The 15,245-nt window shown below is 71.0% G+C and carries 14 protein-coding genes; 8 read left to right on the forward strand and 6 right to left on the reverse strand.

Translation table 11 applies throughout. From position 1 onward, the window contains the following. Positions 1–205: 205 nt before the first annotated feature. Entirely contained in the window at positions 206–1,831 is a 1,626-nt protein-coding gene (locus ACFWZ5_RS03085) for a trypsin-like serine peptidase (RefSeq protein ID WP_384787653.1), read from the reverse strand. Between the two features lie 91 nt (positions 1,832–1,922). Between ACFWZ5_RS03085 and ACFWZ5_RS03090 the strand changes: the two genes are divergently transcribed. Together ACFWZ5_RS03090 and ACFWZ5_RS03095 are read left to right on the forward strand one after the other, a co-directional pair. Next, complete coding sequence (locus tag ACFWZ5_RS03090) at positions 1,923–2,114, forward strand: hypothetical protein (protein WP_384787650.1); 192 nt, start codon at positions 1,923–1,925, stop codon at positions 2,112–2,114. A 244-nt stretch (positions 2,115–2,358) separates the two neighbouring features. Next, entirely contained in the window at positions 2,359–2,790 is a 432-nt protein-coding gene (locus tag ACFWZ5_RS03095; RefSeq protein WP_384787647.1) for a hypothetical protein, read from the forward strand. A 15-nt stretch (positions 2,791–2,805) separates the two neighbouring features. Here ACFWZ5_RS03095 and ACFWZ5_RS03100 read toward each other — a convergent pair whose 3' ends face one another. Then, positions 2,806–3,180 (reverse strand): ArsR/SmtB family transcription factor, encoded by a 375-nt coding sequence (locus tag ACFWZ5_RS03100; protein WP_384787644.1) that lies wholly within the window; start codon positions 3,178–3,180, stop codon positions 2,806–2,808. Between the two features lie 94 nt (positions 3,181–3,274). On the opposite strand from ACFWZ5_RS03100, the gene arsM reads away from it, so the two are divergent. Then, positions 3,275–4,105 carry an arsenite methyltransferase gene (arsM, locus tag ACFWZ5_RS03105; RefSeq protein ID WP_384787641.1) on the forward strand — a complete coding sequence of 277 codons (831 nt, stop codon included), beginning with the start codon at positions 3,275–3,277 and terminating at the stop codon, positions 4,103–4,105. On the opposite strand, the gene ACFWZ5_RS03110 is transcribed toward arsM, so the two are convergent. Then, complete coding sequence (locus tag ACFWZ5_RS03110) at positions 4,092–4,457, reverse strand: zinc ribbon domain-containing protein YjdM (protein WP_384890113.1); 366 nt, start codon at positions 4,455–4,457, stop codon at positions 4,092–4,094. The two genes, arsM and ACFWZ5_RS03110, sit on opposite strands and share 14 nt — an antisense overlap. Before the next feature lie 197 nt (positions 4,458–4,654). Here ACFWZ5_RS03110 and ACFWZ5_RS03115 point away from each other — a divergent pair, with 197 nt between their 5' ends. After that, positions 4,655–4,996, forward strand: a complete 342-nt coding sequence (locus ACFWZ5_RS03115) for an ArsR/SmtB family transcription factor (protein ID WP_384801740.1) — start codon at positions 4,655–4,657, stop codon at positions 4,994–4,996. Between the two features lie 97 nt (positions 4,997–5,093). Further along, complete coding sequence (locus ACFWZ5_RS03120; protein WP_384801743.1) at positions 5,094–5,498, forward strand: STAS domain-containing protein; 405 nt, start codon at positions 5,094–5,096, stop codon at positions 5,496–5,498. 37 nt (positions 5,499–5,535) lie between these two features. Here ACFWZ5_RS03120 and ACFWZ5_RS03125 read toward each other — a convergent pair whose 3' ends face one another. Beyond that, on the reverse strand, positions 5,536–5,943 hold the full coding sequence (locus tag ACFWZ5_RS03125) for a hypothetical protein (RefSeq protein WP_384801737.1): 408 nt from the start codon (positions 5,941–5,943) through the stop codon (positions 5,536–5,538). A 191-nt stretch (positions 5,944–6,134) separates the two neighbouring features. On the opposite strand from ACFWZ5_RS03125, the gene ACFWZ5_RS03130 reads away from it, so the two are divergent. Beyond that, positions 6,135–7,121 (forward strand): MASE1 domain-containing protein, encoded by a 987-nt coding sequence (locus ACFWZ5_RS03130; RefSeq protein WP_384801734.1) that lies wholly within the window; start codon positions 6,135–6,137, stop codon positions 7,119–7,121. A 113-nt stretch (positions 7,122–7,234) separates the two neighbouring features. Next, the gene (locus ACFWZ5_RS03135) at positions 7,235–8,662 is read left to right on the forward strand and encodes a M20/M25/M40 family metallo-hydrolase (protein ID WP_384801731.1); all 1,428 of its coding nucleotides are present in this window, start codon (positions 7,235–7,237) and stop codon (positions 8,660–8,662) included. A 216-nt stretch (positions 8,663–8,878) separates the two neighbouring features. On the opposite strand, the gene ACFWZ5_RS03140 is transcribed toward ACFWZ5_RS03135, so the two are convergent. Further along, a complete protein-coding gene (locus ACFWZ5_RS03140) occupies positions 8,879–11,464 on the reverse strand; it encodes a YbhB/YbcL family Raf kinase inhibitor-like protein (protein WP_384801727.1) in 2,586 nt (861 codons plus the stop codon). Between the two features lie 324 nt (positions 11,465–11,788). Between ACFWZ5_RS03140 and ACFWZ5_RS03145 the strand changes: the two genes are divergently transcribed. After that, positions 11,789–13,831 carry an NPCBM/NEW2 domain-containing protein gene (locus ACFWZ5_RS03145; RefSeq protein WP_384801725.1) on the forward strand — a complete coding sequence of 681 codons (2,043 nt, stop codon included), beginning with the start codon at positions 11,789–11,791 and terminating at the stop codon, positions 13,829–13,831. Here the strand turns inward: ACFWZ5_RS03145 and ACFWZ5_RS03150 are convergent. Beyond that, on the reverse strand, positions 13,803–14,966 hold the full coding sequence (locus ACFWZ5_RS03150) for a serine hydrolase domain-containing protein (RefSeq protein ID WP_384801722.1): 1,164 nt from the start codon (positions 14,964–14,966) through the stop codon (positions 13,803–13,805). The genes ACFWZ5_RS03145 and ACFWZ5_RS03150 overlap by 29 nt on opposite strands. Positions 14,967–15,245: the final 279 nt, after the last annotated feature.

The raw sequence follows: 15,245 nt of genomic DNA on the forward strand, positions 1-15,245 counted from the left end.
CTCGCGAAGCTAGCAGCGCTCCGGAGGCGACAAGGAGCCCCGCGGCACAGGGCAAGAAGGCAACGGAAGCGAAGGCGCACGGCACCGGCGCGCGCACGGCCGCGGGCTCCCCCAAGAAACCGGCCACCGGCAGGACGATACTGAGGTCGGCGGTCGAACGGCGGTGCCACAGAGTGCTGTTCGGCCGCCCGGGCCGTCTGCGGAGTCAGGACGCCTTCGGCGGCACGAGGTTGTGCTCGGTGCCCAGCTTCGTCCTGGTGTCGGCGTAGAGGGAGACCTCGCCGTCGCTCCAGCGGACGATCACGTCGTCGGACCTGCCGTTGGCCGTGTAGGTGCCGGTCGTCATCGCGGTGGCGTGCTTCCACAGGCCGTTGGGCGCCTGCATCTGCGTCTTCTTGCCGAGGCCGCGCGCGCTCACGTCCTTGTGGAGGGTGCGCTTGCCGTCGGACCAGCGGACGATGACGTCCCAGAAGCCGTTGCCGGTGAAGTCCCCGGCGGTGAGCAGCGTGGCGCGCTTCCACGAGGCGGTGGGCTTCTGGAGCCGGGTCTCCTTGCGGAAGCGTCCGTTCACGTCGCTGTACAGGGTGATCTCGCCGTCGCTCCAGCGCACGACCAGGTCGTCGGTCCGCTTGTTGCCGGTGAAGCGGCCCGCGGTGATCTGGGTGGCGTGCTTCCAGGTGGACTTGGCCTTGGCGAGCTTGATCTCCTTGCCGAAGCCCGCGGGGGACACGTCCGGGTACAGCGTGACCTCGCCGTCGGACCAGCGCACCATCAGGTCGGACCGCTTGGTGCCGGTGAAGTCGCCGCCGGTGATCGTCGTGGCGTGCTTCCAGGTGCCGTTGGGTGCCTTGAGCCGGCGCTGGCCGGTGAAGCCGCCCTTGCCGTTGCCCGTGTGGAGGGTGACTTCGCCGCTGGACCACACCACGAGCAGGTCGGACGCGCCGTCGCCGGTGTAGTCGCCGGAGGCCAGCTGCTTGGCGCGCTGCCAGGTCTCGCCGGTGCCCAGGGAGTAGGGGAGCGGCGGGCGCTTGACCGTGGCGACGTTGTTGACGGCGTCGTCGTAGAGCTTGAACACCTCGTCGTCGTAGTACGGCGCGTACGAGACGTCGCTGCTGGATCCGCCGCCGCCGAGGCCGCCGAGGTTGCCGACGACCTGACCGGTCCCGGTCCGCTCGTCGAAGTTCATCAGCCAGGGGCTGCCGGAGGTGCCGCCGTGGAAGCCGGCGCACGCCATGCGCAGCTGCTTGTAGCCGGGAAGCCGGGTCGTCTTCGCCCGGCACTTGATGGCCTGGTCCTTGGCGTCGTATCTGGCCTTCGGATAGCCGATGACGGTGACCTGCACCCCGTAACCCGGCGTGCGCGTCAGCGTGTTGGCGCCGGTGATCTGCTCGACCTCGCGGCCCTGCTCGTCCGGCTTGACGGTCGCGAAGCCGAAGTCGAGGTTCGATCCCGGGCCTGTGTCGGTGTGCCGGGGGTCCTTGAAGAACCGGTCGACCGCCCAGATGCCGTAGGGCTGCTGGGCCGCCTTCTTCCCCGTGCGGTACTGGGGCACGAAGGCGTGCTTCTTTCCGGGGGCGCAGTGCCCCGCGGTGAGGATCAGATTGCCCTTGGGGCTGTGCACCACGCTCGCCGTGCAGCTGTGCGCGGCCATTCCGCTGTCGACGTAGTACAGGACGCCGACGGTTTTAGCGCCTTTGTAGTAAGTCCTGGAACTCGCCGAGCGAGTCCTGGAGCCCGCCGACTGGGGCGTGGAACTCGCCTTGTACGCCGAAGGGAGCGCGGCGTCCGGTGCGGTGTCCTTGGCCGCGGGTGGCGGGGTCGCCGACTCCATGCGCCGAGGGGTCCAGAACTCCTCCGCGTCCTCAGCTGTCCAGTCCTTGTCGCTCTTTGCGGGAACGGACTTGGCGACGTCATCGGGAGCCTTGTCCGATGCCGATGCCGATGCCGATGCCGATACCGATACCGACGTCGGGCTTTCGGGGCCGGATATGGGCTCTGCCGCGGATGCGCTGGTCGCTGCGGCGGCGATGGCGGCGCCGCTCACCCCCACGGCGACGGTCCGGGACCAACTCGAAAAGCGCACAACTCCCCTTATGCTGCTCAGTATTCGCTGAACTCGGCGGTCGGATGAGATCGCGCACCTGACGATGAGCAGCCGCAGGCAGTTCGCTGCTCGGAAATCCCCCTGGATAAGATCGCAAGGAACGGATCCCGCAACCGGAATCAACTCCGGTTGTCCGAACCTGAGGACTGCATCCTATGTCACGCAAATACGCCGCTATTCTCGGGGCTGCCACGCTCGCGGTGTCGCCGGCGGCCATTCCGAGTGCCGCCGCGGACGAGGGTGGCAGCGGGAAAGTGAACGTCGCTCCGGGTTCGGCACGTCCCGGCGAGCGGATCACCCTGTCGACGGTGAATCCGGAGCTCGACGACGGCGCGACCGTGCGCTCGTCGGCGTTCGCGAAGGCGGTGGAGCTGAAGCCCACGGGCAAGGTCTCCTGGGAGGCGCACGCCCGGATCCGCTGCGACGCCGAGCCCGGCACGTACTCCCTCCACTTCGCCGAGCCGGTGCACCCCGGCGAGGACACGCTGGTCGGCAAGGTGACCGTCGAAGCGGGCGAGCCCATCGACGGCTCCAAGTGCGCCGAGGGGGCCGACGGCGAGGCGGGGGGCGACGACGCGAAGGATGACGACGGGTCCCACGCCATGGCCATCGGAATCGCCGGGGGCGCGGTCGTCGCGGCTGCGGCGGTCACCTTCCTCGTCGTACGGCGCATGCGCCGCCGTTGAGCTGCCGATGCCGCGTCACCGAGGGGCGGGCTGTCCGGGGCGGGTGAGGATCCCGGCGAGCTTGTCGGTCGCCTCGGGCAACAGCCAGTAGTACACCCAGGTGCCGCGCCGCTCGCAGTCGATCAGGCCCGCCTGCCGGAGGAGCTTGAGGTGGTGGGAGATGGTCGGCTGGGAGAGGTCGAACGCGGGGGTGAGGTCGCAGACGCAGATCTCGCCGCGCTCGCCCGAGGCGATCATCGACAGCAGGCGCAGCCGGACCGGGTCGCCCAGGGCCTTGAACACCTTGGCCAGCTCGACGGCCCGGTCCTCTCCCAACGGGGCCGTGAGCAATCCCGGACAGCATCCGTCCGCATCTGCCCGGCCGAGCACGCCAAGCTCTTGTTTCGACATGCCTCTATGTTGACGAACTTCAATCCAGCGCGCAAGGTTGTATCGAAGGGCTTCGAATCAAGCCGTTCCGTTCCTTGTGCCGAGGAGGCATGTCATGAGCGATCAGCCCGCTGACCTGCGCGAAACTGACCTGCGCGACACCGACCCGCGTGACACCGGCCTGCGCGAAACCGTCCGTCAGCGGTATGCGGCCGCCGCTGTCCAGGTTGCCGAGGGCGGCACCGCCTGTTGCGGCCCGCAGGCGATCGAGGTCGACGACAGCTTCGGATCGACGCTGTACGCGGCCGACGAGCGCGACGCCCTGCCCGCGGAGGCCGTCGCCGCCTCGCTCGGCTGCGGCAACCCGACGGCCGTCGCCGACCTCCGCGAGGGCGAGCGCGTCCTGGACCTCGGCTCGGGAGGCGGCATCGACGTACTGCTGTCCGCGCGCCGCGTCGGCCCGACCGGCAAGGCGTACGGCCTGGACATGACGGAGGAGATGCTCGCGCTGGCGCTGGCCAACCAGCGGAAGGCGGGCGCCGCCAACGTCGAGTTCCTCAAGGGCACGATCGAGGCCGTGCCGCTGCCCGCGAACACCATCGACGTCGTGATCTCCAACTGCGTGATCAACCTGTCCACCGACAAGCCCGCCGTGTTCGCCGAGATGTTCCGTGTCCTGGCCCCCGGCGGCCGTATCGGCGTCTCCGACGTCGTCGCCGACGACACCCTGGCCCCCGCGCGGCGCGCCGAGCGCGGTGACTACGTCGGCTGCATCGCGGGCGCGCTCTCCTTCGCCGAGTACCGCGAGGGCCTGGCGGCGGCCGGGTTCACGGACATCGAGCTCACCCCGACGCACGCCGTGGCCGACGGCATGCACTCCGCGATCGTGCGCGCCACCAAGCCCGTCACCGCTCTCTCCGGCCCCGCCGGGGTCAGGCCTTCTTGACCACGCTGGACTTGAGCTGCATGGAGCCGAAGCCGTCGATCCTGCAGTCGATGTCGTGGCCGTCGACGCCGTCCACGAGGCGGATGCCGCGCACCTTGGTGCCCGCCTTGATCCCGGTCGGGCTGCCCTTGACCTTCAGGGTCTTGACCACCGTGACCGTGTCGCCGTCGGCGAGCACGTTCCCGACGGAATCCCTGATGACCTTGGAATCGGAGCCGGCCACGGTGCCGGCCGCGGTGTCGGCGGCCGCGGGCGACCACTCGTGCCCGCACTCCGGGCAGACCAGGAGCGCCCCCATCTCGTAGGTGTACGCGCTGGAGCATTCGGGGCACGGCGGCAGGTGGTCGGTCATCGGCACGGTCCATTTCGACGTTCGGCGAGGGATCTTGGTGTTGCCCCTTGAGGATAGATGGACTCGCTGAATTGCAAAATTTTGCAATTCGTTAGATGGTGTGGTGGCCGTGTCCGCAGATAGCCGCGGGCACGGCATCGCCGCATATCGACGCTTGTCACCGCATGGGGAGCTCTGGGAGCTCGGGGAGAGCATTCGTGTCCGTACCGCTGTACCAGGCCAAGGCCGAGTTCTTCCGGATGCTCGGTCATCCCGTACGGATACGGGTGCTCGAGCTGTTGCAGGACGGACCGATGCCCGTGCGCGAGCTGCTCGCGGCGATCGAGGTGGAGCCCTCGGCGCTGTCGCAGCAGCTCGCGGTGTTGCGCCGTTCGGGGATCGTGACCTCGCAGCGGGACGGGGCGACGGTCGTCTATGCCCTGGCGGGCGGGGATGTCGCCGATCTGATGCGGGCCGCGCGGCGGATCCTCACGGAGATGCTGGCCGGGCGGAACGAACTCCTCGCGGAGCTGCGGGAAACCGAGGCCGGTGCGCGGTGAATGCCCCGCCGCTCCGGGCCTCGGCGATCCGTGCCCGGGTGATCCCCGCCCGTGGCCCGCACACGTGCCACCGTACGAAAGGCAGTTGACGACGATCATGACCATCGAGTGGCGGTACACGATCGAGCAGGACCTCGCCATCCTCTCCGTCGCGGGACACCTCGGCCAGGACGCCGCCCACCGGTTCACCGGCGCCATCGGCTGGGTCCTCGCCCGCGGCACCGGACCCGTCGTCGTCGACTGCACCGAACTGCGCGGCTGGTCCGCCCAGGGCCAGCTCGCCGTCGCCGAAGCCGCCCGCCGCCTCGCCGCACACGGGCGACGCCTGGAACTGGCGGCCATCCCCGCCGACGGCTCCCTGGTCCCGGTCGGTGACGGCCCGGCCATCCCCGTGCACTGCGACCTGGCCGCAGCACTCACCGCACACCGGACACAACGCGGCACGGAGCCCGACGGCCAGGACGAGCCGCAGGAATGGCGCACCGGCGGCTGGCCCAGCTGACTACAGCAACCGGGCCTAGCCAAGCGCAGCAGCTGGCCTAGCCGAGCGCGGGCAGCGGGCCGAGCCGCTCGGCCACCCGGCGCCGCAGCAGCTCGTACTCGGCCTGGCGCCGGGGGAGCGGCCCGGGCGGGCGTCTCACGACGCGCGGTGCGATGACGGTCTGGCCGCGTGTGAACTGCTCGTGGGTCAGGTCGAGTTCCACGCCGCTGGGCAGCCGGTTCCACCAGTGGTAGCCGTGGGCCGCACCGTCGGCGGCGCGCACCTCGCCGAGGACGAGGTCCCCGCCGAAGAGGTCGTGGACGACGAGCGCGGTGATGTCGCAGTGGCCCCAGGCGGGGTTCTCCACCGACCAGCCGGCTCGTTCGAGGTCGTCGGGAGAGCAGGTGTCGGCTGCCCAACTGGCGCGCAGGGATGCGGTGATGTCATTGAGAGTGCAAGGGAGCATGCCCGCAGCATGGCACTTGCCACTGACAAGCTGCCTGATTGGGGATGGTCTCGGGCGGATCATCCGTTTACGGGGTGCCGCGGCTCAGGATGGCGCTAGCGTGGCTGAGTCACGTCCCGTACGACTGGCCGGATCCGCCCCCACCCGGCAGCAGCACACTCTCGGAGCGCGCGTTGGCACTGCGGTGGAGCATGTCCGTCCCGCTCGGCGACCACACCACCCAAGCGCTGCGCGCGACCGCCGTCGTGGCGGCCTACTACGGCGCGGGCCGCTGCGGTCTGCTCCTGGAAGTGGTACGCGGACAGGTCACGCCCTTGTGGCCGCCCACCGGGATCGCGGTGGCCGCGCTCCTGCTGTGGGGGCTGCGCCTGTGGCCCGCGGTCGCGCTCGGCGCCGTCCTCATCAACTGGCCGTTCGGGCCGTCCCTGTGGACGCTCGCCGGTATCTCCGCGGGCAACACGCTGGCCCCGGTGTGTGCCGTCCTGCTGCTGCGCCAGGCCCGCTTCAGCCCGGCGCTCATGAGGCTGCGCGACACGCTGTCCCTGGTGTTCCTGGGGGCGCTGACCGGCATGCTGGTCAGCGCCACCGTCGGCACCGGGGTCCTGGCGGCAGCCGGTGTGCTGCGTCCGGGCAGGTTCTGGGCGACCTGGTCGGTGTGGTGGACGGGCGACGCCATGGGGGTCCTGCTGGTCACCCCGCTGCTCCTGGTGCTGTTCGGCTCCGCGTGGCCGCGGCGGATCCCCGTACTCCGCTGGGCCGAAGCGGCGGCGCTCGCGGCGGCCACGGCCGCGGTCACGCTGCTCGCGACCCGGACGTCCCTCGATCTGCCGTTCCTGGTCTTCCCGTTCCTCATCTGGGCCGCCTGCCGCTTCCAGGTCCTCGGCGGGGTGGCGTGCGCGCTGCTGGTGTCCGTGCTCGCCGTCCCCGCGGCCGCCGCCGGCACCGGACCCTTCGCCGGGCACGACATCCCCCTGCGGATGCTGATCCTCCAGGCCCTGAACGGCTCCGCGACCCTGACCGCCCTGACCCTCGCCACGGTCGTCGCGGAGCGGAACCGCAGCCATGAGCAGATCGCCCGCGTCTGCGTCCAGCTCTCCGAGCTCATTGCGCAGGTGACGCTCTTGAAGGGCGCGCCTCAGGTGAGGCGGGCCGGGGCTGCTCCCGACGACGCCCGTTGAAGGGTGCGCTCAACCGGTCGGTCGGCGACCGGACGACCGGCCCCGGGCAGCCGTGCTTCTTTGAGGCGTCGGACTCCTTGCGAGGGCATTGATGCGTGCATGACGATGACTCCATGGCGAACCCGACGGGCACACCCCGGCGTACCGTCCTGACCGGTGCCGCCGCGACCGCTGCCGCCGCCGTCTCCGTCCAGGCGGCCGCACCCGCACCCGCCGCCGCGGACGAACGCCCGCGGCCCACCCACGAGCCGCGGCCCACCGCCCAGCCGCCCTCGAAGGAACTGCGCGCCCTGCTCCGGGAGATCGACCACCGCAGGATCGAAGCGACCGTGCGACGCCTGGTCGCCTTCGGGACGCGGCACACCCTGTCCGCGCAGGACGACCCGGAGCGGGGGATCGGCGCCGCGCGCGACTGGATCCTGGCGCGGATGCGGGAGTACGCGAAGGCCTCGGACGGCCGGATGACCGTCGAGCTCCAGTCGTACGTCCAGGAACCGGGGCCGCGCATCCCGAGCCCCACCCGGATCTCCAACGTCGTCGCCACGCTGCGCGGCACGACCTCGCCCGACCGGATCTACGTCGTCTCCGGGCACTACGACTCCCGCGTCAGCGACCCCATGGACTTCACCAGCGACGCACCCGGCGCCGACGACGACGCCTCCGGGGTCGCGGTGGTCATGGAGCTGGCCCGGGTCATGGCCCGCAGGCGCACCGGCGCCACCCTGGTGTTCGCCGCGGTGGCGGGGGAGGAGCAGGGGCTTTACGGAGCGGCGCACCTCGCGGAGCAGTACAAGAAGCAACGCGCCGACGTACAGGGCATGTTCACCAACGACATCGTGGGCAGCTCCACCGCCGACGACGGCAGCCGCGACCCGCACACCGTCCGGCTCTTCGCGGAGGGCGTGCCGACGTCCGAGACGCCGCAGGAGGCCGACGTCCGCCGTGCCGTGGGCGGCGAGAACGACTCGCCCGCCCGCCAGCTCGCCCGCTTCGTACGGGACGTCGCCGACCCCAGGGCGACGGGCATGCGCGTGCGCGTCGTCTACCGGCGCGACCGCTATCTGCGCGGCGGCGACCACATCCCCTTCCTCGAACGGTCCTATCCGGCGGCCCGGTTCACCGAACCCGCCGAGGACTACGCGCACCAGCACCAGGACGTCCGCGTGGTGGACGGCAAGCAGTACGGTGACCTGCCCGAGTTCTGCGACTTCCCGTTCGTCGCCCGGGTGGCCCGCGTCAATGCCGCCACCCTGTGGAGCCTGGCCCAGGCGCCCGGCACGCCCCGCGGCGCGAAGATCCTCACCACCGCGCTGACGAACGCGACGGAGCTGGTGTGGGAGCGGGGGAGCGAGCCGGACCTCGCGGGGTACGAGGTGGTGTGGCGCGAGACGACGTCCTCGGAGTGGACCCATGCGACCGCGGTGGGCGACACCACCCGCCACATCGTCGACCTCTCCAAGGACAACGTCTTCTTCGGCGTCCGCGCGGTGAGCCGCTCCGGCCTGCGCAGCCCGGTGGCGTTCCCGACGCCGCAGCGCTGAGCGCTCCGCCGGTAGTCCGGTAGGCAACCTGCGGGCGTGTCGTGGCTGGTCGCGCTCGCGCGGCGGAGCCGCATATCGACACGGCCCCGCGCCCCTTCGGGGCGCTGAACGTCGTGGCGGGCTGCATCGCGGTCTCGCCGATGGGCACATAGCGCTTGGCCCTTGAAGCCGTGGGGCGGGGCGGCGTGCTCGGCCCCGCCCCACGGCCTCACCGGGTCACGTCCGGGCGTTCGACGTGCCCCGGAGCCTGACGGACGCGGTGCTCGCGCTCTTGACGGCCGTCTCGATCTGGGCCATCGAGGAGCCGGAGGTGAGGCCCGGCACCTTGGCGGTGTTCAGCGCGTAGAGCGTGAACGTGTACGGGTGGGTGGACCCGCCCGGGCAGGGGCCGAAGTACTTCTGGGAGTTGGCCCCGCTGCCCATCGCCTTCTGCTTGGCGCCGTCCTGGCCGGGGACGTCGTAGCCGGACCCCAGGCCCTCGGGGAGCGCGGAGCGGGCGGCGGGGATGTCCCAGACGGCCCAGTGCAGCTTGTTGCCGTTGTCGGCGACATCGGCGAAGACGACGGCGTAGCCCTTGGCGCCGGTGTTCCCCGCGCCCCACGCCAGCGGCGGCGAAGTGTCCTGGCCCGCCGTGCCGTCCCCGGCGCAGGTGTACTTGGCCGGGATGGCCGCGTTGTCGGCGAAGGCGCCGCTGGTCAGCTTGAACTCGCCGGGGCCCGGGCCACCGGAGTACTGGACGTCGATCAGCAGGATCCGGTCGTTGCCGTTCGTGCCGTCCTTGTCCGTGGACGTGGTGAGCCAGATGTCGCCGTCGGGGTCGGCCTCCACGGTGCGCAGCCGGTCGTACGCCCCCTGGAAGTACGTCTTCTGTTCCACCAGGTTGGCACTCGAGTCGATGCGGAGCCGGTAGACCCGCTCGCCCTTGGTCGTGGCCACGAAGACGTGGTCGTTGATGATCGTCAGGCCGCTGGGTGAGGCGGACGACACTGGCCAGGTCTTCTTCGGCGCGAGGTAGCCGGAGCAGCTGCCGCTGGTGCCCTCGCAGTTGGGCCAGCCGTAGTTGCCGCCCTTCTGGATCAGGTTGACCTCGTCCATGGTGCTGTTGCCGAACTCGGCCTGCCACAGCCGGCCCTGGGAGTCGAAGTCCAGGCCTTGGGGGTTGCGGTGGCCGAGGGACCACACGGCGTTGCCGTACGGATTGTCCGAGGGGATCGAGCCGTCGGGGTTGATGCGCAGGATCTTGCCGTTGAGGGAGTTCTTGTCCTGCGCCCGGGAGCCGTTCTGGGCGTCGCCCATGCCGGCGTACAGCTTGCCGTCGGGGCCGAAGCGCAGCCGTCCGCCGTTGTGGAAGCGGCTCTTGGCCATGCCGTCGAGCAGCACCTTGTAGCCGCTGAGCGTGTTGTTCTCCAGGGTCATGCGGGCGATGCGGTTGCCGTCCGACGAGGTGTGCAGGAAGTACAGGTAGTGGTCGGTGGCGAACGTCGGGGAGACCTCGACGCCCATGAGGCCGCCCTCGCCGCCCGTGGTCTGGGAGTTGGGCACCTTGCCGAGCTGCGTCTTCTGGCCCGACTTGGTCAGGCGGTAGACGCTGAAGGTGTTCCGTTCGGTGAAGATCCCGGAGCCGTCCGGCAGGAACGCCACGCCCCAGGCGACGTCCACACCGCTCGCGAGGGTCTTGACCGTGCCCGGGTCGGGGGTGCCGCCCGGCTGGGAACCGGCGGTGGTGACGCTGATCTCCGGGCCGAACGCCGACTTGTTGCCCTTGGCGTCGAAGGCCCGCACCTTGAACGTGTACGTCGTGTCGGCCGTCAGGCCCGCGACCGTCGTGGACGCGGTCTCCGAAGTGCCCGCGGCGGCGCCGTCGCGGTGGATCTCGTACCCGGTGACCTTCACGTTGTCCGTGGACGGCGTCCACGCCAGGTCGACGCTCGTCGCGGTCCTGCCCGTCGAGCGCAGCCCCTCCGGGACGCTCGGCGCCTGGGTGTCGGGCGGCGCGGGCAGCGTGGCGACGGTCACCGCGTTGCTGGCGTCGGAGACGTTGGAGGCGGCGTCGCGCGCGAAGACGGTCCAGTCGTAGCTGGTCTCGGGGGTCAGCCCCGTCACCGTGGTGGCGAGCGTGTTGCCGTCGACCTGCTTCACGAGCTGGCCGTGCTGGTAGACGTCGTAGCCGGTGACCAACACGTTGTCGCTGGCCGCGTCCCAGGCCAACGACACGGTGGTCGCCGTCGGTTCCTTGTCCTTGCGCAGGTTCTTCGGCGCCGTCGGCCTCTCGGTGTCGGCCGGGCCCTGCGGGGTGACGGTGAGGCTGTCGAGGTTGGGACCGTCCACGCCCGAGGTGGTGGCGCGGATCTTGTTGGTGCCCGCGGCCAGCGCCGTCGTGACGGAGGAGGTCTTCCACGTCGTCCAGGCGCCGGTGCCGGGGAACGCGAGGTCGGCGGCGGCCTGGGTGCCGTTGACGGTGATGTCCAGCGGCCGGTCGGCGGAGGTGCCGTTGGCGTAGCGGAAGTCCAGCTCGGTGCTGCCGGGCTGCTCCGCCTCGACGGTGAACTCGACGTACGCGCCGGCCACCGCGTCGAAGTTCACGAAGCCGGTGCCGGTGTGCCCGGCGTGGTTGGAGTCGACCTTGCCCTGCGACACCTTGGCCGACTCGGCTTCGTACGCGGCCGCCTGGGGAAGCGCGGCCGCCCTGGGGAGCGCGGCCGAGGAGGCGGAGGCGGGCAGGACCACGCAGAGCGAGACGGCGGTGGCGGCGGCCACCAGCACGCCCAGTGCCCTGGACGGGCGGGGTCTGACGGATCTCACGGTGTCCTCCTGGGGGCGAGGGAGTGAGCGGGGCGCGGCTGACCCGGCGCAGGCGCGGGGTGGAGGCCCGTCAAGGGGCCGCCGCAAGGGGGGAGTTGGCGCCGAACCTGATGGTTAGGAAAGCTTCCTGTCGAGTGGGGAGGGACGGTAGGCCCGGCTGGGGCGGCTGTCAACGGATCCGGCACAAGGCCGTCTGAGCGCACATCAGTCACTGGGCTGATTGACGCACAGGGCATTGCGAGGGATACCGGACCGCTCTACGCTCACACGGCCTCGCTCATGAATTCCGTTCACATAGCTGAAACTGCCCGAAGGGGGCATGCGATGAGCGGCAGATCCCGGCGGCGCTCCAGGACCCTGGTCGCCCTGCTCGGCCTGGCCATGATCTGGACCCCGTTCGTCGCGCCCGCCGACCGGGCCGACGCCCTCCCCGACGGCCTCGCCCTCACCCCGCCGATGGGCTTCAACAACTGGAACTCCACGGGCTGCGCCATCGACGAGAAGATGATCCGCGACACCGCCGACATCCTCGCCGAATCGGGCCTGAAGGACGCGGGATATGAGTACGTCAACGTCGACGACTGCTGGGCCGCCGAGAAGCGCGACCCCGCCACCGGCCGCCTGACCGCCCACCCGCAGCGCTTCCCCAGCGGCATCAAGGCCCTCGCCGACTACGTCCACGCCCGCGGCCTCAAATTCGGGATCTACACCAGCGCGGGCACCCTCACCTGCGCCAAGACCATGCCCGGCGCCCTCGACCACGAGGAGACCGACGCCCGGACCTTCGCCGACTGGGGCGTGGACTACCTGAAGTACGACAACTGCAACAACCAGGGCCGCCCCGCCCTGGAGCGCTACACCGCGATGCGCGACGCGCTGCGCAGGACGGGCCGCCCGATCGTCTACTCCCTGTGCGAATGGGGCCAGAACAAGCCCTGGGAGTGGGGCGCGGACGTCGGCCACCTGTGGCGCACGACCGGCGACATCAACGACACCTGGTCCTCCATGGTGGGCCTGTTCAAGGCCAACGCCGCGCTCGCCCCGTACGCCGGACCCGGCCACTGGAACGACCCGGACATGCTGGAGGTCGGCAACGGCGGCATGACCGCCACGGAGTACCGCTCCCACTTCAGCCTCTGGTCGGTCATGGCCGCGCCGCTGCTCATCGGCACGGACCTGCGCAAGGCCACCCCGGAAACGCTGACGATCCTGGGCAACAAGGACGTCATCGCCGTCAACCAGGACCGGCTCGGCGCCCAGGCCCGCGTGCTGCGCTCGGAGAACGGCCACTGGGTCATGGCCAAGCCGCTCGCGAACGGCGACGTCGCGGTGACGCTCTTCAACGAGACCGGATCGAGGGCCACGCTCGCCACCACGGCGGGGGAGCTCGGCCTGCCCGCCCGCGACGGCTACCTCGTACGTGACCTGTGGGAGCACCGCGACACCCAGACCGCGGGCGTGGTCAGCGCCACCGTGCCCGCACACGGCACCGCGATGTTCCGCGTCTCCGCCGACGGCGCCTGGCGCAACGCACCGCCCGCCGTCGACCCCGCCCTCCTCCTCGACGCCCCCGCGCCGGGCATCCCCGGCACCCTCACCCCGGCGGGCCGGGCCTTCACCGCGACGGTCCGCGCCACCAACCACGGCCGCACCCCCGCCCTGGCGCCGCGCCTCGCCCTGACCACCCCCACCGGCTGGCGGACCAAGCCGCTGGCGCACGACCGCGACCCCGAGCTCACCACCGGCCAGTCCATCACCGCCCGATGGCGCGTCACCCCACCCCCGGGCACCCCACCGGGCACCGCCGACCTCACCGCCCGGCTCGCCTTCCGCACCCGTCCCCACGGCCCCCTCACCCGCACGAGCACGGAAACCCTCACCGTCCCGGCCCCGGCACCCGCCGGTGTCTCCCCGCTCTCCGATCTGACCTGGGCGTCGAGCAGCAACGGCTACGGACCCGTCGAACGCGACCTGTCCAACGGCGGAGCCAAGGCCCGCGACGGCCGCACCCTCACCATCAACGGCAGGACCTACCCGAAAGGCCTCGGCACCCACGCCCCGGTCGAGCTGATCTACTACCTCGGCGGCCGCTGCACGAGCCTCACCACCGACGTCGGCGTCGACGACGAACGCGACCCGCGCGAGCCGGGCCAGGGCACCGTCACCGCGGAGATCTGGGCCGACGGCACCCGCCGCGCCGACACCGGCCTGCGCACCTGGCAGGACCCCGCCCTGTCGCTGCGCGCCGACCTGACGGGCGCCGACTACGTCCGCCTCGTGGGCACGACCGGCGGCGACACCCATCTGTACGACCGCGTCGACTGGGCGGGTCCCGTGCTCACGTGCGGCACAGCTCCTGGCCCATGAGCCGGCTCATGGCCGACTGGGTGTGCTTGTCCCCGTCGCCGGTGGCCAGCACCACGGCGGTCCGGGTCGCGTCCGGTGTGACACCGACCTGGGTGTGGTAGCCGGACACCTCGCCCACATGCGTGAAGTAGCTGCCGCCGCAGGGCAGCGAGACCTTGGCGAGGCCGAGTCCGTACCGCGCGTGCAGTTCCGGCGCGGACACCGTGGTCGTCATCTCGTCGAGTTGCGCCGGCTCCAGCAGACGGCCGTCGAACAGCGCCGCGTAGAACCGGCTCAGGTCGTCCGCACTGCTGATGATCGATCCTGAGGCGTCGACCGCACTCGGGTTGAACTCCGTCACCTCAAGAGTGGTGCCGGTGCCGAACGTGCGGTAGCCGCGGGCGTGCGGGCCCGGGACGGACGGGGAGGTGCCGGGCGTACTGGTCCGCGTCAGCCCCAGCGGTGCGATGATCCGGGCGTTCACCTCGTCCGCCCAGCTGTGGCCGGTGACCTTCTTGATGATCATCCCGGCGAGGATGTAGTTGGTGTTGGAGTACGACCAGCTGCCCGGGGCGATGGTGGTCGGGTGCCGCATCGCCAGTGCCACCAGCTCCTCGGGGGTGTAGGTGCGCAACCGCTCGGCCCGGTAGTCGGCGGCACTGTTCAACGCGGGGATGTCGCCCAGAACGTCCGGGACGGCGCTGGTGTGTTGCAGCAGCTGCCGGACGGTGATCCGGCTGCCGGCGGGGACGACTCCGGGCAGCCAGTGCTCGACGGTGTCGTCGAGCGACAGCTGCCCCTCACCCACGAGTTGCAGCACGACCGTGGCGGTGAAGGTCTTGGTGAGACTGCCGATCCGGAACCTGCCGTCCCACGGCACCGGCCGAACGGTGCCCAGCTCGGCCGTCCCGGCGCGCGCAGCGTCACGTGTGCCTGGTGACCTCACCTCGGCGAGTACGCCGACGGCCCCGGTGTCGTGAATCGCGTTCACCGCCTCCTTGAGGAGACCGGCCTGCCGTGGCCTAGCCGCGGCCGACCCTCCTTCTCCTTCGGCATCGGCCTTGGCCGACGCGGGCCCGGCCAGTGCGGCCAGGAGAACCGCGGCGAGGCCGACCGGGACGAGTCGGCCACGCCGGCGCTGTGCGAACACCTGCATGATGGTCCCCCCATGGGGTGCGGGTCATCTGCGTTCAAGGACCGCTCCGGCTCCGGCCTGCGGCGGCCTCCCCGTTCAGGAGCCGGTGGTCTGAGTCCATCCCATCAGCGGAAGAGGAACCGGTCCATCCGGCTTTCCTCCGGACGAACCGATGGCCACCCTCAGGCGGTTCCTGGGGCAAACCCCCGTACGGACGCGGAGACCCCCGACGAGGCCGGGCCGCAGGCGTCCCTGTGTCACACCCTGCTCTCAGTACGCCACCAGATGGCTCCGACCAGT

Source organism: Streptomyces sp. NPDC059003 (assembly GCF_042740445.1).
Classification (GTDB): domain Bacteria; phylum Actinomycetota; class Actinomycetes; order Streptomycetales; family Streptomycetaceae; genus Streptomyces.

Bases quoted from the DNA above. Each gene is read 5' to 3' on its own strand.
- ACFWZ5_RS03125 (WP_384801737.1), bottom strand. From the start codon at position 5,943: ATGCTCCCTTGCACTCTCAATGACATCACCGCATCCCTGCGCGCCAGT.
- ACFWZ5_RS03085 (WP_384787653.1), bottom strand. From the start codon at position 1,831: ATGGAGTCGGCGACCCCGCCACCCGCGGCCAAGGACACCGCACCGGAC.
- ACFWZ5_RS03130 (WP_384801734.1), top strand. From the start codon at position 6,135: ATGTCCGTCCCGCTCGGCGACCACACCACCCAAGCGCTGCGCGCGACC.
- ACFWZ5_RS03145 (WP_384801725.1), top strand. From the start codon at position 11,789: ATGAGCGGCAGATCCCGGCGGCGCTCCAGGACCCTGGTCGCCCTGCTC.
- ACFWZ5_RS03150 (WP_384801722.1), bottom strand. From the start codon at position 14,966: ATGCAGGTGTTCGCACAGCGCCGGCGTGGCCGACTCGTCCCGGTCGGC.
- arsM (WP_384787641.1), top strand. From the start codon at position 3,275: ATGAGCGATCAGCCCGCTGACCTGCGCGAAACTGACCTGCGCGACACC.
- ACFWZ5_RS03135 (WP_384801731.1), top strand. From the start codon at position 7,235: ATGGCGAACCCGACGGGCACACCCCGGCGTACCGTCCTGACCGGTGCC.
- ACFWZ5_RS03110 (WP_384890113.1), bottom strand. From the start codon at position 4,457: ATGACCGACCACCTGCCGCCGTGCCCCGAATGCTCCAGCGCGTACACC.
- ACFWZ5_RS03100 (WP_384787644.1), bottom strand. From the start codon at position 3,180: ATGTCGAAACAAGAGCTTGGCGTGCTCGGCCGGGCAGATGCGGACGGA.
- ACFWZ5_RS03120 (WP_384801743.1), top strand. From the start codon at position 5,094: ATGACCATCGAGTGGCGGTACACGATCGAGCAGGACCTCGCCATCCTC.